An 18763-nucleotide genomic window follows, 5' to 3' on the forward strand; every position below is an offset into this window, starting at 1 on the left:
ACACGATTGAAGCACAGGAGAGATCCCCGTCCTGCATGGAAACCTTTCAGGACGACCTGAGCTGTGAAAGTGGAGGCAATGTCGGCAAGTTTGAGCATCACGGTGTTTCTTTTGAAGCTGTGTGTTCACCGATCAACTCACCGATTGCATTCTCCGAATATTGGGACTGCGTATTAGGTGGGTGAGCCTCGATAATGGCATCCATAATTGCGGAGAAACCAAGATAGGAGTCTCGGGCGAAGCTGAAGAACCCGCACGACACAACAGGCCCTCCGATCACAAAACAGGTACCATACAACCATTGGCCATCAAGAAGCATGTGGATGCCGATGCTCAGACCCATCAGGAGGGCGGCAGCGCCAAGGCCATTGAAAAGTTCAAATTTTCTTTCCGCTTCAGAAAAATGTTGCCCCCAAACTTCGTTGCCTTCGACGGCGATAAATTTGACAACCGCGAAACGCCTTAGATGAACGGGGCTTTTCCGTTGGGCCGCCATGCCCATGAGCATGACAGCTTCGCCTGCGACGTATGAGGCGAATAGGAAAACGAAAACCTCGATCGCTGCCACACTTGGCGCTTCCAGACCAAGATATGCAAGAGCTTGCCAAGTCTGCGGCTCTGCAGGTTTGGCCAGGTTTGCCAAGTCTGAGAGCAGCAGTAACAGGATAGAACCCAGGCCAAGGACACTAAGTGTCCTTGGCCACTGGCTCGGTATTCCTGTAAGGGCCATGCTCCTTACAGATCCATCAGCAGGCGACGGGGGTCTTCGAGGGCCTCTTTGACGCGGACCAGGAAGGTGACGGCACCTTTGCCGTCGACGATGCGGTGGTCATAGGAGAGCGCCAGATACATCATCGGGCGGATCACCACCTGACCGTTGATGGCCATCGGGCGGTCCTGGATCTTGTGCATGCCAAGGATACCGGATTGCGGTGGGTTCAGGATCGGCGAGGACATCAGCGAGCCGTAGACACCCCCGTTGGAGATGGTGAAGGTGCCGCCCTGCATTTCCGCCATCGACAGTTTGCCGTCGCGGGCGCGGGCACCTTTTTCGGCGATCGCCTTTTCGATCGCGGCAAAGGACATGGCGTCCGCGTCGCGGATCACCGGCACAACCAAACCTGTGGGGGTGCCGGCGGCAACGCCCATATGCACGAAATTCTTGTACACGATGTCGGTGCCATCAATTTCGGCGTTGACCTCGGGCACCTCTTTGAGCGCGTGGCAGCAGGCTTTGGTAAAGAAGGACATGAAGCCCAGTTTGACGCCGTGTTTCTTCAGGAACAGCTCTTTGTATTCGTTGCGCAGGGCCATCACCTCGGTCATGTCGACCTCGTTATAGGTGGTGAGCATGGCAGCGGTGTTCTGGCTGTCCTTGAGACGTTTGGCGATGGTCTGACGCAGGCGGGTCATTTTGACCCGCTCTTCGCGCGCGGCGTCATCGGCGGCCACCGGTGCGCGGGGCGCGGCGGGGGCTGGTGCGGGGGCCGGGGTTGCAGCCGCCGCGGCCACGGCGCGGGCGACGTCGTCCTTCATGATGCGGCCATCCCGTCCGGTGCCCTGCACGGCATCCGCGCTGAGACCGGCACTGGCCATCGCCTTTTCGGCCGAGGGGGCGTTGGCCACGTCTTTGGCCGCCGCGGTGGTGGCCACGGCCGGGTTTACCGCAGCTGCGGGCGCGGCGGGGGCCGGGGCGGCACCCGAGCCGGATCCGGAGATCACGCCAAGTTTGGCGGATGCGGACACGGTGGCACCTTCGGCAGCGGTGATTTCGGTCAGCACGCCCGACGTGGGGGCGGGGACTTCGACCGAGACCTTGTCGGTTTCCAGCTCGCAGAGCATTTCGTCCTGGGCGACGGTATCACCGACCTGTTTGAACCAGGTCGATACGGTGGCTTCGGACACGGATTCGCCCAGGGTGGGAACCATGATGTCCGTGGCGCTGGCCGCGGCCGGGGCGGCGGCGGGTGCCGTGGGGGCGGCGCTGGTGCCTGCACCGCCTTCGGCGATGGTGGCCAACAGGGCGTTGACGCCAACGGTGTCCCCTTCGGCGGCAACGATTTCCCCCATGACGCCGGCAGCGGGCGAGGGCACTTCGACCGTGACCTTGTCAGTTTCCAGCTCGCAGAGCATTTCGTCCACGGCAACGGCATCGCCGGGTTTTTTGAACCAGGTGGCGATTGTGGCCTCGGTTACGGATTCACCAAGAGTTGGGACACGAACTTCGCTTGTCATCGTCATGTTATCCTTCGATGCTCAGCGCTTCGTTCACGAGCGCTTCTTGTTGGGCTTTGTGTTGGCTGGCCAGACCCGTTGCGGGCGAGGCAGACGTGGCGCGACCGACATAGCGCGGTCGTTTGTAATCGGCACCGATGCGGGTCAGCACCCATTCGATGTTGGGTTCGATAAAGGTCCAGGCGCCCTGGTTCTTGGGCTCTTCCTGACACCAGATGACTTCGGCGGTCTTGAAGCGTTCCAATTCGTTGACCATCGAGAGGGCCGGGAAGGGGTAATATTGTTCAAGCCGCATCAGGTAGACATCGTCGATGCCGCGGGCGTCGCGTTCTTCGAGCAGGTCGAAGTAGACCTTGCCCGAGCAGATCACCACGCGCTTGATCTTGTCATCGGCGACCAGCTGGGTGTCGGAGTTGCCCTTTTGGGCGTCATCCCACAGCACCCGGTGAAAGCTGGATCCGGTGGTGAAATCTTCGGTGTTGGAGACACAGAGTTTGTGGCGCAGCAGCGATTTCGGTGTGACCAGGATCAGCGGCTTGCGGAAGGTGCGGTGCAGCTGGCGACGCAGGATGTGGAAGTAGTTCGCAGGCGTCGTACAATTGGCGACGATCCAGTTGTCCTGGCCGCACATCTGCAGGAACCGTTCCAGGCGGGCCGAGCTGTGTTCAGGGCCCTGGCCCTCAAAACCGTGCGGCAGCAGGGTCACCAGGCCGGACATGCGCAGCCATTTGCTTTCGCCCGAGCTGATGAACTGATCGAACATGATCTGGGCGCCATTGGCAAAATCACCGAACTGGGCCTCCCACAGGGTCAGCGCATTGGGTTCGGCCAGCGAAAAGCCGTATTCAAAGCCGAGCACCGCATATTCGCTGAGCATCGAGTCGATGACTTCGTATTGGGACTGACCGGCGCGGATGTGGTTGAGCGGATAGTAGCGCTCTTCGGTGTCCTGATTGATCAGACCGGAGTGACGTTGAGAGAAGGTGCCGCGGGTGGCGTCCTGCCCGGACAGGCGGACCGGATAGCCTTCGGTCATGAGCGAGCCAAAGGCCAGAGCCTCGCCCGTGGCCCAGTCGATGCCAGAGCCGGTTTCGAACATCTTTTTCTTGGTTTCGAGCAGGCGACCGACGGTTTTATGCAGCGGGAAGCCATCAGGTGCGGTCGAGAGCGCGCGACCGATGTCGACAAAGGTTTCCGGGTCGATCGAGGTTTTGCCCCTCTGATAATCCTGGTCCTTTTTGTCCAGATGCGACCAGCGCCCGTCCAGCCAGTCGGCCTTGTTGGGCTTGTAGTCTTTGCCGGTTTCGAACTCTTCGTTCAGATGCGCCTGAAAGGCGGCCTTCATGTCTTCGATTTCGCCTTCGGGGATCAGGCCGTCCTTGACCAGGCGTTCGGTATAGAGCGCCAGCGTGGTTTTGTGGCCTTTGATCTTCTTGTACATGATCGGGTTGGTGAACATGGGCTCGTCGCCCTCGTTGTGACCAAACCGGCGGTAACAGAAGATGTCGAGCACGACGTCCTTGTGGAATTTCTGGCGGAATTCGGTGGCAACCTTGGCCGCGTGCACGACCGCTTCGGGATCGTCGCCGTTGACATGAAAGATCGGTGCTTCGACCACCAGCGCATTGTCGGTGGGATAGGGCGAGGAGCGCGAAAAATGCGGTGCGGTGGTGAAACCGATCTGGTTGTTGACCACGATATGCATGGTGCCGCCTGTCTTGTGCCCCTTGAGGCCCGAGAGAGCGAAACATTCGGCCACGACACCCTGACCGGCAAAGGCGGCGTCACCGTGCAGCAGGATCGGCAGAACCTTGATCCGGTCCGCGTCGTTTTTCTGATCCTGTTTGGCGCGCACCTTGCCCAGCACAACGGGGTTCACCGCTTCGAGGTGGGAGGGGTTGGCGGTCAGCGACAGGTGGACATTGTTGTTGTCGAATTCGCGGTCTGACGAAGCGCCGAGGTGATATTTCACATCACCCGATCCGTCGACATCCTCGGGTTTGAAGCTGCCGCCCTGGAATTCGTTGAAGATCGCGCGATAGGGTTTCTGCATCACATTGGCCAGAACCGACAGGCGGCCCCGGTGGGGCATCCCGATGACGATTTCTTCGACACCCAGGCTGCCGCCGCGTTTGATGATCTGTTCCATCGCGGGGATCAGCGATTCACCGCCATCCAGACCAAAGCGTTTGGTGCCCATGTATTTGACGTGCAGGAATTTCTCGAACCCTTCGGCTTCGACCATCTTGTTCAGGATGGCCTTGCGGCCTTCGCGGGTGAACTGGATTTCCTTGCCCAGGCCTTCGATCCGCTCCTTGAGCCAGCTGGCCTCTTCGGGGTTGGAAATATGCATGTATTGCAGCGCGAATGTACCGCAATAGGTGCGGTTCACGATCTCGACGATCTGGCGCATGCTGGCAACCTGGAGGCCCAGCACATTGTCGATGAAGATCGGGCGATCCATGTCGGCATCGGTAAAGCCGTAGGATTTTGGGTCCAGTTCGGGATGCGGCACGGTCGAGCGCATCCCCAGCGGGTCCAGATCTGCAACCAGGTGACCCCGGATCCGATAGGCCCGGATCAGCATCAGGGCGCGGATCGAATCCAGCACGGCGCGTTTGATCTGATCATCGCTGACCGCGACGCCGGTGGCGGCGGCCTTGTCCTTGATCTTTTTGGCGGCGGCCTTGCTGTCGGCCTGGGCCCATTCGCCTGTCAGGGCATGGGTCAGGTCGTCGCTGGGCACGGGCGGCCAATCGGTGCGCGCCCAGGACGGGCCGGTGGCTTCGGCTTTTACATCCAGTTCGGCGTCGCCCATCTGGCGGAAGAACTCGGCCCAGGCCGCGTCGACGGCACCCGGATCATTGGCGTATCTGGCGTACATCTGTTCCAGATATTCGGCGTTGTGACCCTGCATGAACGAGGACGCATGGAAGAGCTCGTTGGGGCTTTGATCTGTCATTGTCGGCTCCTGGTAATATGAAGAAGGCTTGGGGACTTCTTCAAAATTCAATTTCCGGCGGTGTGTCTTGGTTTCGGTGTATGGGGCGGGGGCATCAGGGATGGGGCTGGTGCCAGTTGTGGGGCGGGTAAACCGGGGGGCGGATGTGTCATGTGCCGTCACCTGTGGTGTCGCGCGGTACCGCAAAATAGTTGAACGCAAGAAATGGGTATTGGCGGTATGATCCAAATTGCGCCGCGGTCAGGGCGGGGCGGTCAAAATAGAGATCAAAGGCCGCGAACACGTCATAGTTCAGGTCATCGGTAAACATCCGGAACAGATTGTCTGTCAGGCTGGTGTCCAGGGTTTCGTCCTGAACTGCGCCAGCTTCGAACAGAACGACCGGACGGCATCGGCGCAGCAGGGCAGCAGCGCCGCGCAGCGCGGGGTATTCAAACCCTTCGACATCTATCTTGATAAAGTCGGGGGTGATGTCATCCCCGATGAGATCGTCCAGACGGCGGGCGGGAACGGTGATTTCCTGGGTGTCGCCGCGCCCGCTGCGATCCGCCAGCGAACTGAAGCCCGGTTGGCTCAGGTTTTCGAAAAAGCTGACCTGACCATCGGTGTCGGAGACGGCAACCGCGTGGACGTCGCAGTCGGGAAAGCTGTTGCGCAGCATCGCGGCCTTGCCCGGGCTGGCCTCGATTATGATCAGGCGGCCATCGGGCGCATGTCGGCGCAGTTTGTAAGAGACAGATCCCAGGTGGCCGCCCACATCCAGGCAGGTCCAGTCGGGTTTGATCATACGCGACAACATCAGGTCGATGAACCGGTCTTCCTGGCGCAGAAGGCCCAGTTCGGGATGCCGGATGCCGGTCAGTTCGGACCATGTTCGACGCAGGATTTCGATGGGCCCGGCCAAGGGTGACACCGCCAATTGATGCTTGAGTCGCAGCTTGAAGGGAACGCTGGCCAGCGGAGCATGGGGAGACGGTGCGGCGGTCATTTCACAACGGCCCCGCAGGTCGCAACATCAAAGCGATCAACGCATGTTCGCAGCATGCAATAGCCATGATCACTCCTCCTGCTGTCATTGGGTCGGCGCGATGGATCACGCGTTCAGATTGGTGGGCGGGGCGCATCGGGCCAGCGGGTGGCCCGATGCAATGCGTGTATCGGGCACTCAGCCCTTGATGGCTTCCAGAACGGCTTCGCCCAGGGTGGCGGGGCTTTCGGCGACAACGATGCCGGCCGCGCGCATGGCTTCGATCTTGTCTTCGGCACCGCCCTTGCCGCCAGCGACGATGGCACCGGCATGGCCCATGCGACGGCCGGGAGGGGCTGTGCGGCCTGCGATGAACCCGGCGGTGGGTTTGGAGCGGCCTTTTTTGGCCTCATCCGCCAGAAACTGGGCGGCTTCTTCTTCGGCGCTGCCGCCGATTTCACCGATCATGATGATGCTTTCGGTTTCATCATCGGCCAGGAACCATTCCAGCACGTCGATATGTTCGGTGCCCTTGATCGGGTCGCCGCCGATGCCGACGCAGGTGGATTGGCCCAGACCCACGTCGGTGGTCTGTTTCACGGCCTCATAAGTCAGGGTGCCGGAGCGGGACACAACACCGACCGAGCCACGTTTGTGGATGTGGCCGGGCATGATGCCGATCTTGCAGGCGTCCGGGGTGATCACGCCGGGACAGTTGGGGCCGATCAGGCGCGATTTGGAGCCTTCGAGGGCGCGCTGTACCTTCATCATGTCCAGAACCGGGATGCCTTCGGTGATGCAGACGATTACTTCCATTTCGGCGTCGATCGCTTCGAGGATCGAATCGGCGGCAAAGGGCGGCGGCACATAGATCACCGATGCGTTGGCTTCGGTCACGTGTTTGGCTTCGTGGACCGAGTTGAACACAGGCAGGTTCAGGTGGGTCATGCCACCTTTGCCGGGGGTCACGCCGCCAACCATCTGGGTGCCATAGGCGATGGCCTGTTCGGTGTGGAATGTACCCTGCGAGCCGGTCAGGCCCTGACAGATGACTTTGGTGTTTTCGTCGATAAGGACTGCCATTTTCGAGGAGTCTCCTTGTCTTGCCGCAGATGTGCGGCTGTTCATGTCTAATGGATGAGCGGTGTATCGGGGTGAAAGAGGATCAGGGCATAGCGGGACCAGACACCGGTTGTATCCGTGCGCTGGGTGGCAACGATCCGGTTGTCCGGCAGAACCCAGGCCTGTTCAACGTCGCGGCCCAGCTGGGACGCATCGGTTGGACGGGCATCGGGGAAGACATCCGCCACATAGCGGCGAACCAGGTCGGTTTGACCGGTGCGGGATTTGGCCTGAACCAGACACATGGTGTCCGAGACCGCAACCGCAGGGCGCCGGTCGTCCACGACATAGACCCGCACGCCTTGGCGCGGTTTGGCCTGGAGCGGCACATAATGTGCCGCGCGCAGGGACCGGTCCAGATCGGACCGGCTGGACACGCCATTGGTGCAGAACCGGTCAAAGGTGCCGACAAAAGCGGCGGGGGCGCTTTTGGGGACCTTGTAGACTTCCCACATATTGTTGACCTCGGCCTGATCCGGGCTGATTCCATCGACCGAACACCCGGCGAGCACTGCCGCCGAAGTCAGGCCAACAAGCGCCGCGCGGGCACCTTTGGCGTTATGTCCGGAGAGATGAGTCACCCAAGATCTGCCTTTTCCTCTTTCGACTTTGATCTGGCCCGGCCTGAAACCGGTCGGGCCCATCATTGTCGACGCAGCATTGGTTTCCACAAAGGGGGCGTGGAAACCGAAACGCCTGTGTTTACCCTTTCACGGCCTTCACGATTTTTTCGGCACCGTCCTTGAGGTTGTCGGCGGCGATCACGTCGAGACCGGAGGTGTTGATGATCTCCTTGCCCTGTTCGACGTTGGTGCCTTCGAGACGCACAACCAGCGGCACTTTCAATCCGACTTCCTTGACCGCGGCGACCACGCCTTCGGCGATGACGTCGCAGCGCATGATGCCACCAAAGATGTTGACCAGAATGCCTTTGACCTTTTCGTCAGAGGTGATGATCTTGAACGCCTCGGTGACTTTTTCCTTGGTCGCACCGCCGCCCACGTCGAGGAAGTTGGCCGGTTCCGCGCCATAGAGTTTGATGATGTCCATGGTGGCCATCGCCAACCCGGCCCCATTGACCATGCACCCGATTTCACCGTCCAGGGTGATATAGTTCAGGTCGTATTTGCTGGCTTCCAGCTCGTTGGGGTCTTCTTCGGTCACGTCGCGCAGTTCGGCCACATCGGCGTGGCGATACATGGCGTTGCCGTCAAAGCTGACTTTGGCATCCAGCACCTTGAGATCGCCGCTGTCGGTGACGATCAGCGGGTTGATCTCCAGCATCTCCATGTCTTTTTCCAGGAATGCTTTGTACAGCATACCCATCAATGCAACGCATTGCTTGACCAGCTTGCCTTCCAACCCGAGAGCAAAGGCGATGCGGCGGCCGTGGAACGCCTGATAGCCGGAGGCGGGATCAACGCTGAACGACAGGATTTTTTCGGGTGTGGCTGCGGCCACTTCTTCGATGTCCATGCCGCCTTCGGTCGAGCAGACAAACGAAACGCGGCTGGTCTGGCGATCCACCAGCAGGGCCAGGTACATTTCGGTTTCGATGCCCGAACCGTCTTCGATGTAGATGCGGTTGACTTGCTTGCCCACCGGGCCGGTCTGATGTGTGACCAATGTGCGGCCCAGCATCTTCTTGGCTTCTTCGGCGGCCTCTTCGACCGATTTGGTCAGGCGTACGCCACCTTTTTCGCCAGCGTCGGCTTCCTTGAAGGAGCCCTTGCCACGCCCACCGGCATGAATCTGTGCTTTGACGACCCAAAGCGGTCCGTCCAGTTCGCCCGCTGCGGTTTTGGCGTCTTCTGCGCGCAGAACGACGCGCCCGTCAGAAACCGGAGCACCATAGCTGCGGAGGAGGGCTTTGGCCTGGTATTCGTGGATGTTCATCTAAAACTGTCCCGTGTGGCTGCGATTTCAAACAGGTATAGGGGTGGATAACCCCAATGGTTAAAGGTTTTTTTGACGCAGTTGGGGGAAATCGTGAAGTTTTTATGTTTTTGTGATCACACGTTAGAATGCTGTGATCACAAAAGGACAGATTTCAAGTTGTACGTGATTCGCATATTTGATTGCGCGGGGTGCCTGTCTGATGTGCCTGGTCGGGAAACGTCACCCCGGTCGCTGTCAGCGACAGATTCGGGTCGATTACGTCGTGTCCGGGTCCCCCAGTGGCAGGGTCGAGTCGGCCAGAGGTCCCCGAACAGAGGTCCCCGAAACGGCGGAGCCCCGTCCGGGTTTGGGCAGGGCCCAGTCCCGCCAAGAAAAGGCTCGGACATTGCCCAGACACTGCTCAGATACCGGCTCAGACACTTGGTAGGCACTTGGTAGGCACAAAAAAACCGCCGCAGACATGTCTGCGACGGTTTGATCCGGGTGCGATCGCCGATCAGGCCAGCGAGCTGTCGATCCCTTTGCAGGCTTCGACCAGACCTTTGACGGCGTTGACCGAATTGTCGAACATGGTCTGTTCGTCTGCGGTCATCTTGATGTCGATGACGCGTTCGACGCCACCGGCACCGATCACGGTGGGAACACCCACATACATGCCGTTCAGACCCAGGGCACCGTCCACATAGGCGGCGCAGGGCAGGACGCGTTTCTGGTCTTTCAGATAGGCTTCGGCCATTTCGATGGCGCTGGTCGCGGGGGCGTAGAAGGCCGAACCGGTTTTCAGCAGGCCAACGATTTCGGCGCCACCGTCACGGGTGCGCTGAACGATGGCGTCCATTTTGTCCTGTGTGGTCCAGCCCATGTCGACCAGATCGGGCAACGGGATGCCGGCAACGGTGGAATAGCGGGTCAGCGGCACCATGGTGTCGCCGTGGCCGCCCAGAACAAACGCGGTGACGTCCTTCATCGAGACGTTGAATTCGTCAGCCAGGAAGTGACGGAAACGGGCGCTGTCCAGAACGCCGGCCATGCCGCAGACCTTGTTGTGGGGCAGGCCCGAAAATTCGCGCAGCGCCCAAACCATGGCATCCAGCGGGTTGGTGATGCAGATCACGAACGCGTCGGGTGCGTTCGCGGCGATGCCTTCGCCGACCGATTTCATCACCTTGAGGTTGATGCCCAGCAGGTCATCGCGGCTCATGCCCGGTTTGCGGGGCACACCGGCGGTGACGATGCAGACGTCGGCGCCTGCGATATCGGCATAGTCCTGGGTGCCCGACATGGCGGCGTCAAAGCCTTCGGAGGGGCCGGATTGAGCAATGTCGAGCGCCTTGCCTTCGGGGGTGCCGGGCGCAATGTCGAACATCACAACGTCGCCAAGTTCTTTGATGGCTGCCAGATGGGCAAGCGTGCCGCCGATCTGACCTGCACCGATGAGGGCAATTTTGGGTCTGGCCATGGGAAATCTCTCCGGGTCGGGTTGAATTTGCAAGTTTGCCTAAGCCCTTGGCGCGGATGGTGCAAGAGTTCTGCGCTGCGGCGATGGCGCGCGGTGGTGATTCCCATCGGGCGATGTTTCCGCTAAAGGTGTTGCAAACAAGGGGCTTGGATACGATTGCGATGCTCGACACCGATCTGACCTTTTTCGCTTTTGCGATCCCATCTGTCGTTTTTGCTGGGGTTTCCAAGGCCGGTTTCGGCTCTGGGGCGGCATTTGCGTCGGCGTCGATTCTCGCGTTGATTTTGGAGCCGGGGCAGGCGCTTGCGCTGATGTTGCCGCTGTTGATGCTGATCGACCTGGCGTCGCTTGGGCCGTATTGGGGGCGCTGGAATGGGGCGGCTGCACGGGTTCTGATCCTGGGTGGCATTCCGGGAGTCGCGCTGGGCGCGGGGCTGTATCAGGCGGTGGATGATGACACGATGCGGGTGCTGATCGGGGGGATTTCGGTCGGATTTGTCCTGTGGCAGCTGACCAAGACCCGATTTGCCCGCACCCTGGTACGCGGTCCCATGGGGACGGGTGGTGGGGCGATTGCCGGGGTCGTGGCCGGGTTTGCCAGTTTTGTGAGCCACGCCGGGGGGCCGCCCGCAGCCGTTTACCTGTTGTCCCGCAACCTGGACAAAACCGAATATCAGGCGACGACGGTGTTGGTGTTCTGGGCGATCAATATTGCCAAATTCATCCCCTATGCGTTTCTGGGGATGTTCACATTGAATACGATGTGGGTGGATCTGATGTTGGCCCCTTTTGCGCTGATCGGAACCTGGATCGGGGTGCATATGCACCGGCTGGTGTCGGATCGGGTGTTTTTTGCGCTGACCTATGTGCTGTTGACCGTGACCGGGGCCAAGCTGATCTGGGATGGATTGATGTGAATGAGAACTGGCCCCACACGCGGTTCAGATGCGTGGGGGGCCTTTGTTGGTTTTGGTGTCGGACACAGGCTCAGGCGTCGTTGCCGGCGGGGGGCAGCGCTTCGGCCAGGGTTTCATAGGATTGGCCGGACGCAACCAGACAGGTCAGCCCGTTGGGCAGTGTCACGGTAATGGTCCAGGAGCCGGTTTCATCCGAGGCGAACACCTCGACCACGGCGCCCTGGGCCCCCAGGCCGATGCTTTGGCGGGTTTCGCCGTACCCTTGGGCCAGCCGGTCCACCACGACGGTCCGGGGCGCGCAGTTGCGGTTGCCCTGAACCTGTGTCTGTACCGCGGTCTGTGCGGTCACCTGTTGAGCGGCCAGAACCAGAATGCCCAGCCCGATGGTCATGTTGATCAGTGTCTTCATCATGGGTTTCACCCTTTCCAGTGCGGCCTGCGAATCCCCTCGGCTGTCTGTGGAACATGTGAGACGCGGGGAGGCCCGGCAGCAGGCTGTTGTCTATCGGTGGTCGAAACCCGCCCTCTGTCGATGTGTATGACGTTGCGACCCTGCCGAAGGGGGCCAGTCAGGCGGATTTGATAGGGAAAACATGACCCCACAGCCCCTTAATCCGCGTTAATGGGGCGCGCGTGCCCGCTTTGTTCTGGATCGAATTGCAAGGAATTGCTGCGATGCGGCAAAAATGCTCTTGAAGTTTCCGATCGGAAATGTACGTATTTGCGCAATTTTGTTACCCAGGAGACTGTCATGGACCCGCGCACGCGCCCTTATCGATCGGTACTGTATATCCCCGGATCGAAACCTCGGGCGTTGGACAAGGCCAAAACCCTGCCTGTTGACGCGATCATTTTCGATCTCGAAGATGCGGTGTCGGTGGATGAAAAGGTCAACGCCCGTGCGACCCTGACCCAGGCCCTGGCCGAGGGTGATTTTGGCCCGCGTATGCGGATCGTGCGCATCAATGGTCTGGATACCCAATGGGGGTTTGACGACGCCCGCGCCGCAGCGGCGATGAACTGTGACGCAGTGTTGCTGCCCAAAGTGTCCAGCCCCGACGATCTGGACGCCTTGGCCGAAATCACCGGAGATCTGCCGATCTGGGCGATGATGGAAACCCCGCGCGGCATGTTGAATGCGGCGGCCATTGCGGCGCATCCGAAATTGCAGGGCATGGTGATGGGCACCAACGATCTGGCCAAGGAGCTGCAAACCCGGTTCCGTGCGGACCGGATGCCGATGATGGCCGGATTGGGGATGTGTCTGTTGGCGGCCAAGGCCGAGGGGCTGATTATTGTCGATGGCGTTTACAACGCGTTCAAGGACGCCGAAGGGCTGGCCGTGGAATGCGCACAGGGCCGCGACATGGGGTTTGACGGCAAGACATTGATCCACCCCGCCCAGGTTGACGTGGCCAATGTGGCGTTTGCTCCGTCCGACGAAGATCTGGATCTGTCGCGTCGCCAGATCGCCGCATTTGACGAAGCCGTGGCCACCGGACAGGCGGTCGCCGTGGTCGATGGACGCATCGTCGAAAACCTACACGTTGCCACCGCACGTGAACTTCTGGCAAAAGCCGAAGTAATAGAGGCTTTGCAAGCGGGGTAGCCAGATGGGCTTTCTTATACTGATTCTCGGGATCGTCCTTTGGTGGGCGGCCCATTTGTTCAAACGTGTTCAACCGGAACGCCGTGCCGCCATGGGCGACAAGGGGCGCGGGCCGGTCGCATTGGCGATCGTGGCCGGTGTCGTGCTGATGGTGATCGGCTACAAGCTGACACCGTTCATTCATGTGTGGGCACCGCCCGCGTTCACCATTCACCTCAACAATGTGTTGGTACTGGTCGCGATCTGGATGATGAGCCCGGCCGGCACCAAGGGCAAGATCCTGTCCAACGTGCGCCATCCGATGTTGATGGGGTTCCGGACCTGGGCCGTGGCGCATCTGCTGGTGAACGGGGATCTGGCGTCGATGGTGCTGTTTGGTGGTCTGTTGTTGTGGGGCATGGTCGAAGTGGTCGTGATCAACAAGGCAGAGCCCGAGTGGACCCCGCGCACTGATGGCTCGATTGCCAAGGACGGCATGTTCTTTGTCGCGTCGATCGTGTTGCTGGTCATCATCGGATATGTGCACGGGCTGGTTGGTCCGGTGCCGTTCCCGACCTGAAGGACCGGCTGAGATGGCGACATTGTATCGGTTCCTCTCCGAGGACGACACATCGGCATTCTGTCACAAGGTATCGGCGGCGCTGTCCAAGGGATGGGTGTTGCAGGGCGAACCTGTGTACGGATTTGATGCGGCCCGCGGCGTGATGCGGTGCGGGCAGGCGGTGACCAAGGAGGTCGCCGCCGATTACACCCCAGACATGAAGCTAGGAGAGCAGTAAATGGCTCACACAGGGCAGGCCAAAACCAATCCAGGCCGGTTTTTCGAAGATTACGCCGTTGGCGATGTGATCCATCACGCGGTTCCGCGCACTGTCGGGTCGGGAGAGCGGGCGCTGTACCACGCGTTGTATCCGGCGCGTCATGCGCTGTATTCTTCGGATGAATTCGCGCGCGGGTGTGGTCTGCCCACCGCGCCGCTGGATGATCTGGCGGCGTTTCACGTGGTGTTCGGCAAGACCGTGCCGGATGTGTCGCTGAATGCGCTGGCCAATCTGGGCTACGGCGAGGGACGTTGGCTGAAGCCGGTCTATGCGGGGGATACGCTGCGCTCTGTGTCCGAGGTGATCGGGGTCAAACAGAATTCGAACGGCAAATCGGGGGTGGTTTATGTCCGCACCCGGGGGCTGAACCAGCGCGACGAAACGGTGATGGAATATGTCCGTTGGGTCATGGTGCGCAAACGTGATTTTGATGCGCCCGCGCCCGAAACCGTGATCCCCGCGCTGAACAAGGTGATCCCGGCGGACCAATTGGTGGTGCCCGAGGGGCTGGATTTCAGCAATTATGATTTCACCCTGGCGGGTGAACCGCATCGCTGGGGCGATTACGAGGTGGGTGAAACCATCGACCATGTGGATGGGGTGACGGTCGAAGAGGCCGAACACATGATGGCGACCCGCATGTGGCAGAACACCGCCAAGGTGCATTTCGACACCACAGCGCGCCCTGACGGCACCCGGTTGATCTATGGTGGGCATGTGATTTCCATGGCCCGGACCCTGTCGTTCAACGGTCTGGCCAATGCGCAGATGATCGTGGGCCTAAATGGCGGCGCGCACGCCAATCCGTGCCTGTCGGGCATGACCATCCGCGCCTGGTCGGAAGTCTTGGACAAGGCGGAAACAGCGGCCCCCGGCGTGGGGGCCATTCGTCTGCGTCTGGTGGCGACCCGCGGCGGGGAACCGTTCCAGTTGAAGGGCGAGGATGGCAAGTATCTGCCGGATGTGCTGTTGGACCTGGATTACTGGGCGTTGATGCCGGTCTAAGGCGTCTTGGCTTGGCCCTTGGGCTTGGCCAAGGGTGCCGGTTCAAGCTGGGGGCGCTGCCCTGCGGCCCTTGGGCCTGCCCAAGGGTGCCGGTTCAAGCTGGGGGCGCTGCCCTGCGGCCCTTGGGCTTGGCCAAGGGCGCCTGTTCAAGCTGGGGGCGCTGCCCCCAGACCCCCGGGATATTTTTGGCCAGATGAAGGGGGATCCCGTCGCGAAGCGCCTGAAGAGGTGGTGGCGGAAATGTGATATGCGTTTGCGCCGGGTGTTGCTAGGCTGTGGGCATGACGGCATTGCGCATTTTGATTTCGGTTGTTTTGTTTTTCCTGCCGGGGGTGGCCGTCGCCTGTGATTTGGCTTTGGCCCTGGCGGTGGATGTGTCGGGATCGGTGGATCAGAAGGAATATCGGGTCCAGATGGATGGCTTGGCGGCCGGGTTGCGGGATCCGATCGTGTCCGAGGCCCTGGTGCGGGGCCGCGCGCAGATCATGGTGGTGCAATGGTCGGGGTCGTCGCGCCAGCAGACATCAATTCCCTGGACAAGCGTGACCACCTTTGACGATGTGGAGCGTTTGGCCGTGGCCATCGAGACGGCCCCGCGTCCCTGGCGCAATTTTTCGACTGCGGTTGGAGAGGCGTTGAGCCACACCGGCGCTGCCTTTGCCGAGGTTCAGGGATGTCGGCGTCGGATCATTGATGTGTCGGGTGATGGCCCCTCCAACGAAGGGATGGAGCCGGTGGAGGTGTTAACGCAGCTGCGCCGTTGGGACATCACGGTCAATGCAATCGCCATCGAGGCCAGCGAACCGGATCTCACGGCATACTTTTTTGAGAACGTCATCAGGGGGGAGGGCGCATTTGTGATCACCGCCGCGAATTTTGCCGATTATCCGGCACAGATCCGGCGCAAGCTGTTGCGCGAGGTTGCCCGGCAAACGGCCGCTTTGCCGGTGCCAAACTGTGCGAATCCGCTCTGTATGGTGAAAATTCAATGATTCTTCTGTGATCGCTCACAGGTTCCAGAAATGTGATCACAGGCTTTATTTTTGTGATCACGCTAGTCGTTTTTATACGTAACCGCGCCAAATAACCGCGCCTTTTTGCAGTTCGGTAAGGTGACAGGACGCAAAAAAGCGGTAAAACGTCGTCAGCTAACCGGAAAAGGAGCCAACATGGCCGATGTCAATCGGGGCAATCGCCCGCTTTCGCCGCATCTTCAGATCTATCGCCCGCAATTGAATTCGGCGACTTCGATCTTTGCACGTATTACAGGCGTTGCGCTGCTGGGAGCGGCTGTGCTTGTTGTCTGGTGGTTCCTTGCCGCCGCGTCGGGTGCCGAATATTATGAATTCGTCAACTGGTTGCTGACCTCGTGGTTCGGCGACATCGTGATGACGCTGGCCTGTTGGGCCGCCTGTTTCCATTTCCTGTCGGGGCTGCGCCATCTGGTGTGGGACACAGGCCGTGGGCTGGATGTGGAAACCGCCGAGAAGATGGGCAAGGGGGTCGTTGTCGGGTCCTTTGTGTTGACCATCCTGGCCGTATTGATCGTGTAAGGGAGCAGACACATGGCATATCTTACCGATCGCAAACGCGCCGTTCACCGTGGGTCCGCCAGATCCGGCACCGCGCATTTCTGGGGCCAGACGATGTCGGCCTTTGGTCTGGCAATCCTGATCCCGCTGTTCATCCTGACCTTTGGATCCGCGTTGGGGTCCAGCTATGAGGACGTGCTGGAATATTACAGCCGTCCGTTCCCGGCGATCATTGCGGGGATGACCATCACCGTGGCGATGATCCATTTCCGTCACGGTATTCAGGTGGTGATCGAGGATTATTCGCGTGGGGTCACCAAGAAGCTGTTGATCATCATTTCTACCTGCATCGCCTACGCCATTGCCGCCACCGGCCTGTTCGCGCTGGCGCGCATCGCCCTTTAAGATCGGAGCTTTCCCAAAATGGCTGCTTACGAATACGAAACACATGACTATGACGTTGTGGTGGTTGGGGCCGGCGGGGCCGGTCTGCGTGCCACCCTGGGCATGGCGGAACAGGGGCTGCGCACAGCCTGTGTGACCAAAGTGTTCCCGACCCGGTCGCACACGGTTGCCGCGCAGGGGGGCATTGCGGCCTCGCTGTCCAACATGGGGCCGGACCATTGGCAGTGGCACATGTATGACACCGTCAAAGGGTCAGATTGGCTGGGTGATACGGATGCGATGGAATATCTCGCCCGCGAAGCGCCCAAGGCGGTGTATGAGCTGGAACATTACGGTGTGCCGTTCTCGCGCACCGAAGAGGGCAAGATCTATCAGCGCCCCTTTGGTGGCCACACAACCGAATTTGGCGAAGGCCCTGCGGTGCAGCGGACCTGTGCCGCCGCCGACCGGACCGGCCACGCGATCCTGCACACGCTGTATGGTCAGTCGCTGAAGAACAACGCCGAATTCTATATCGAATATTTCGCCATTGATTTGGTGATGTCCGAAGACGGTCAATGTCAGGGTGTTGTCTGCTGGAAGCTGGACGACGGCACCATGCACGTCTTCAACGCCAAGATGGTGGTGTTGGCGACCGGTGGTTATGGCCGGGCATATTTCAGCGCGACGTCGGCGCATACCTGCACCGGGGACGGTGGCGGTATGGTGGCCCGTGCGGGTCTGGCGTTGCAGGACATGGAATTCGTGCAATTCCACCCGACGGGCATCTATGGCTCGGGGTGTCTGATCACCGAAGGCGCGCGCGGCGAGGGGGGGTATCTGACCAACTCCGAAGGCGAACGGTTCATGGAGCGCTATGCGCCCCAGTACAAGGATCTGGCACCGCGCGATTATGTGTCCCGGTCCATGACCATGGAAATCCGCGAAGGGCGTGGTGTGGGCAAGGATGGCGATCACATCCACCTGAACCTGAACCACCTGCCTGCCGAAGCGCTGGCCGAACGCCTGCCTGGCATTTCGGAAAGCGCCAAGATCTTTGCCGGGGTGGACGTGACCAAGGAACCGATCCCGGTTCTGCCGACCGTGCATTACAACATGGGCGGCATTCCGACCAACTATTGGGGCGAGGTGCTGAACCCGACCGCCGACAACCCAACCGGTGTTGTTCCCGGCCTGATGGCCGTGGGCGAAGCAGGTTGTGCGTCGGTGCACGGGGCCAACCGGTTGGGATCGAATTCGTTGATCGACCTGGTGGTGTTTGGACGTGCGGCGGCGATCCGCGCGGGCAAGGTGGTTGACGCCGATGCGGCAAACCCGGTTCTGAACCAGGCCTCCGTGGACAAGGCGTTTGATCGCTTTGACGATCTGCGCAATGCCAGCGGTGGCATCGCAACGGCGGATCTGCGTCTGGAGATGCAGAAAACCATGCAGGCCGATGCGGCCGTGTTCCGCACAGCCAAGACCATGGCCGAAGGCGTCGACAAGATGACCGCCATCGCGGCCAAGATGGATGATCTGAAGGTCACCGACCGGTCGCTGGTCTGGAACTCGGATCTGATGGAAACGCTGGAGCTGACCAATCTGATGCCAAGCGCATTGGCCACCATTGTCGGTGCCGAAGCCCGCAAGGAATCGCGGGGCGCCCATGCGCATGAGGATTTCAGCACGCGTGACGATGAAAACTGGCGGGTTCACACCGTCAGCCGGGTCGAGGGCAATTCTGTCGACCTGTCCTATCGTCCGGTGGTTGTTGATCCACTGAGCACCGAAGAAGAAGGCGGCATCAGCCTCAAGCGGATCGCGCCCAAAGCGCGGACCTTCTAAGGCCGT

At 60.3% G+C, this 18763-nt stretch carries 18 protein-coding genes; 9 read left to right on the top strand and 9 right to left on the bottom strand.

Translation table 11 applies throughout. The features are described from left to right. Positions 1 to 97: 97 nt before the first annotated feature. The 8 genes from K3727_05075 to mdh form a co-directional block, all read right to left on the bottom strand. Complete coding sequence (locus K3727_05075) at positions 98 to 730, bottom strand: hypothetical protein (protein ID UWQ92174.1); 633 nt, start codon at positions 728 to 730, stop codon at positions 98 to 100. A gap of 5 nt (positions 731 to 735) precedes the next feature. Beyond that, positions 736 to 2235, bottom strand: coding sequence for a 2-oxoglutarate dehydrogenase complex dihydrolipoyllysine-residue succinyltransferase (odhB, locus tag K3727_05080; protein UWQ92175.1), 1500 nt, complete (start codon positions 2233 to 2235; stop codon positions 736 to 738). 7 nt (positions 2236 to 2242) lie between these two features. After that, positions 2243 to 5197, bottom strand: a complete 2955-nt coding sequence (locus tag K3727_05085) for a 2-oxoglutarate dehydrogenase E1 component (GenBank protein ID UWQ92176.1) — start codon at positions 5195 to 5197, stop codon at positions 2243 to 2245. A gap of 148 nt (positions 5198 to 5345) precedes the next feature. Next, a complete protein-coding gene (locus K3727_05090) occupies positions 5346 to 6185 on the bottom strand; it encodes an FkbM family methyltransferase (GenBank protein ID UWQ92177.1) in 840 nt (279 codons plus the stop codon). A 177-nt stretch (positions 6186 to 6362) separates the two neighbouring features. Next, the gene (sucD, locus tag K3727_05095) at positions 6363 to 7247 is read right to left on the bottom strand and encodes a succinate--CoA ligase subunit alpha (GenBank protein UWQ92178.1); all 885 of its coding nucleotides are present in this window, start codon (positions 7245 to 7247) and stop codon (positions 6363 to 6365) included. Positions 7248 to 7294: 47 nt separating this feature from the next. Continuing rightward, positions 7295 to 7867, bottom strand: a complete 573-nt coding sequence (locus K3727_05100; GenBank protein ID UWQ92179.1) for a hypothetical protein — start codon at positions 7865 to 7867, stop codon at positions 7295 to 7297. A gap of 121 nt (positions 7868 to 7988) precedes the next feature. Next, positions 7989 to 9182 (bottom strand): ADP-forming succinate--CoA ligase subunit beta, encoded by a 1194-nt coding sequence (gene sucC / locus K3727_05105; GenBank protein UWQ92180.1) that lies wholly within the window; start codon positions 9180 to 9182, stop codon positions 7989 to 7991. 499 nt (positions 9183 to 9681) lie between these two features. After that, positions 9682 to 10644, bottom strand: coding sequence for a malate dehydrogenase (gene mdh / locus K3727_05110; GenBank protein ID UWQ92181.1), 963 nt, complete (start codon positions 10642 to 10644; stop codon positions 9682 to 9684). A gap of 161 nt (positions 10645 to 10805) precedes the next feature. Between mdh and K3727_05115 the strand changes: the two genes are divergently transcribed. Continuing rightward, complete coding sequence (locus tag K3727_05115) at positions 10806 to 11561, top strand: sulfite exporter TauE/SafE family protein (GenBank protein ID UWQ92182.1); 756 nt, start codon at positions 10806 to 10808, stop codon at positions 11559 to 11561. A gap of 70 nt (positions 11562 to 11631) precedes the next feature. On the opposite strand, the gene K3727_05120 is transcribed toward K3727_05115, so the two are convergent. Beyond that, positions 11632 to 11973: a hypothetical protein gene (locus K3727_05120; GenBank protein UWQ92183.1), complete on the bottom strand. Its 342-nt coding sequence runs from the start codon at positions 11971 to 11973 to the stop codon at positions 11632 to 11634. Positions 11974 to 12312: 339 nt separating this feature from the next. Between K3727_05120 and K3727_05125 the strand changes: the two genes are divergently transcribed. The 8 genes from K3727_05125 (at position 12313) to sdhA (ending at position 18757) form a co-directional block, all read left to right on the top strand. Then, a complete protein-coding gene (locus tag K3727_05125) occupies positions 12313 to 13170 on the top strand; it encodes a CoA ester lyase (GenBank protein ID UWQ92184.1) in 858 nt (285 codons plus the stop codon). Positions 13171 to 13174: 4 nt separating this feature from the next. Then, on the top strand, positions 13175 to 13729 hold the full coding sequence (locus tag K3727_05130; GenBank protein UWQ92185.1) for an NnrU family protein: 555 nt from the start codon (positions 13175 to 13177) through the stop codon (positions 13727 to 13729). Between the two features lie 13 nt (positions 13730 to 13742). Beyond that, on the top strand, positions 13743 to 13949 hold the full coding sequence (locus K3727_05135; protein UWQ92186.1) for a DUF1737 domain-containing protein: 207 nt from the start codon (positions 13743 to 13745) through the stop codon (positions 13947 to 13949). Then, the gene (locus K3727_05140; GenBank protein UWQ92187.1) at positions 13950 to 14996 is read left to right on the top strand and encodes a MaoC family dehydratase; all 1047 of its coding nucleotides are present in this window, start codon (positions 13950 to 13952) and stop codon (positions 14994 to 14996) included. It begins immediately after the preceding gene. Positions 14997 to 15277: 281 nt separating this feature from the next. Further along, positions 15278 to 15988 (top strand): DUF1194 domain-containing protein, encoded by a 711-nt coding sequence (locus K3727_05145; GenBank protein UWQ92188.1) that lies wholly within the window; start codon positions 15278 to 15280, stop codon positions 15986 to 15988. 177 nt (positions 15989 to 16165) lie between these two features. Further along, positions 16166 to 16549, top strand: a complete 384-nt coding sequence (gene sdhC / locus K3727_05150) for a succinate dehydrogenase, cytochrome b556 subunit (protein UWQ92189.1) — start codon at positions 16166 to 16168, stop codon at positions 16547 to 16549. Between the two features lie 12 nt (positions 16550 to 16561). Further along, positions 16562 to 16933 (top strand): succinate dehydrogenase, hydrophobic membrane anchor protein, encoded by a 372-nt coding sequence (gene sdhD / locus K3727_05155; GenBank protein UWQ92190.1) that lies wholly within the window; start codon positions 16562 to 16564, stop codon positions 16931 to 16933. Positions 16934 to 16951: 18 nt separating this feature from the next. Next, positions 16952 to 18757, top strand: a complete 1806-nt coding sequence (sdhA, locus tag K3727_05160) for a succinate dehydrogenase flavoprotein subunit (GenBank protein UWQ92191.1) — start codon at positions 16952 to 16954, stop codon at positions 18755 to 18757. Positions 18758 to 18763 lie beyond the last annotated feature (6 nt).

Source organism: Rhodobacteraceae bacterium M382, from assembly GCA_025141015.1.
In the GTDB taxonomy this organism is placed as follows: Bacteria; Pseudomonadota; Alphaproteobacteria; order Rhodobacterales; family Rhodobacteraceae; genus Aliisedimentitalea; species Aliisedimentitalea scapharcae.

What these genes read in the sequence shown, in the direction of transcription:
- K3727_05075 (UWQ92174.1), bottom strand. Translation starts at nt 730, where the DNA reads ATGGCCCTTACAGGAATACCGAGCCAGTGGCCAAGGACACTTAGTGTC.
- odhB (UWQ92175.1), bottom strand. Translation starts at nt 2,235, where the DNA reads ATGACAAGCGAAGTTCGTGTCCCAACTCTTGGTGAATCCGTAACCGAG.
- K3727_05085 (UWQ92176.1), bottom strand. Translation starts at nt 5,197, where the DNA reads ATGACAGATCAAAGCCCCAACGAGCTCTTCCATGCGTCCTCGTTCATG.
- K3727_05090 (UWQ92177.1), bottom strand. Translation starts at nt 6,185, where the DNA reads ATGACCGCCGCACCGTCTCCCCATGCTCCGCTGGCCAGCGTTCCCTTC.
- sucD (UWQ92178.1), bottom strand. Translation starts at nt 7,247, where the DNA reads ATGGCAGTCCTTATCGACGAAAACACCAAAGTCATCTGTCAGGGCCTG.
- sucC (UWQ92180.1), bottom strand. Translation starts at nt 9,182, where the DNA reads ATGAACATCCACGAATACCAGGCCAAAGCCCTCCTCCGCAGCTATGGT.
- mdh (UWQ92181.1), bottom strand. Translation starts at nt 10,644, where the DNA reads ATGGCCAGACCCAAAATTGCCCTCATCGGTGCAGGTCAGATCGGCGGC.
- K3727_05115 (UWQ92182.1), top strand. Translation starts at nt 10,806, where the DNA reads ATGCTCGACACCGATCTGACCTTTTTCGCTTTTGCGATCCCATCTGTC.
- K3727_05120 (UWQ92183.1), bottom strand. Translation starts at nt 11,973, where the DNA reads ATGATGAAGACACTGATCAACATGACCATCGGGCTGGGCATTCTGGTT.
- K3727_05125 (UWQ92184.1), top strand. Translation starts at nt 12,313, where the DNA reads ATGGACCCGCGCACGCGCCCTTATCGATCGGTACTGTATATCCCCGGA.
- K3727_05130 (UWQ92185.1), top strand. Translation starts at nt 13,175, where the DNA reads ATGGGCTTTCTTATACTGATTCTCGGGATCGTCCTTTGGTGGGCGGCC.
- K3727_05135 (UWQ92186.1), top strand. Translation starts at nt 13,743, where the DNA reads ATGGCGACATTGTATCGGTTCCTCTCCGAGGACGACACATCGGCATTC.
- K3727_05140 (UWQ92187.1), top strand. Translation starts at nt 13,950, where the DNA reads ATGGCTCACACAGGGCAGGCCAAAACCAATCCAGGCCGGTTTTTCGAA.
- K3727_05145 (UWQ92188.1), top strand. Translation starts at nt 15,278, where the DNA reads ATGACGGCATTGCGCATTTTGATTTCGGTTGTTTTGTTTTTCCTGCCG.
- sdhC (UWQ92189.1), top strand. Translation starts at nt 16,166, where the DNA reads ATGGCCGATGTCAATCGGGGCAATCGCCCGCTTTCGCCGCATCTTCAG.
- sdhD (UWQ92190.1), top strand. Translation starts at nt 16,562, where the DNA reads ATGGCATATCTTACCGATCGCAAACGCGCCGTTCACCGTGGGTCCGCC.
- sdhA (UWQ92191.1), top strand. Translation starts at nt 16,952, where the DNA reads ATGGCTGCTTACGAATACGAAACACATGACTATGACGTTGTGGTGGTT.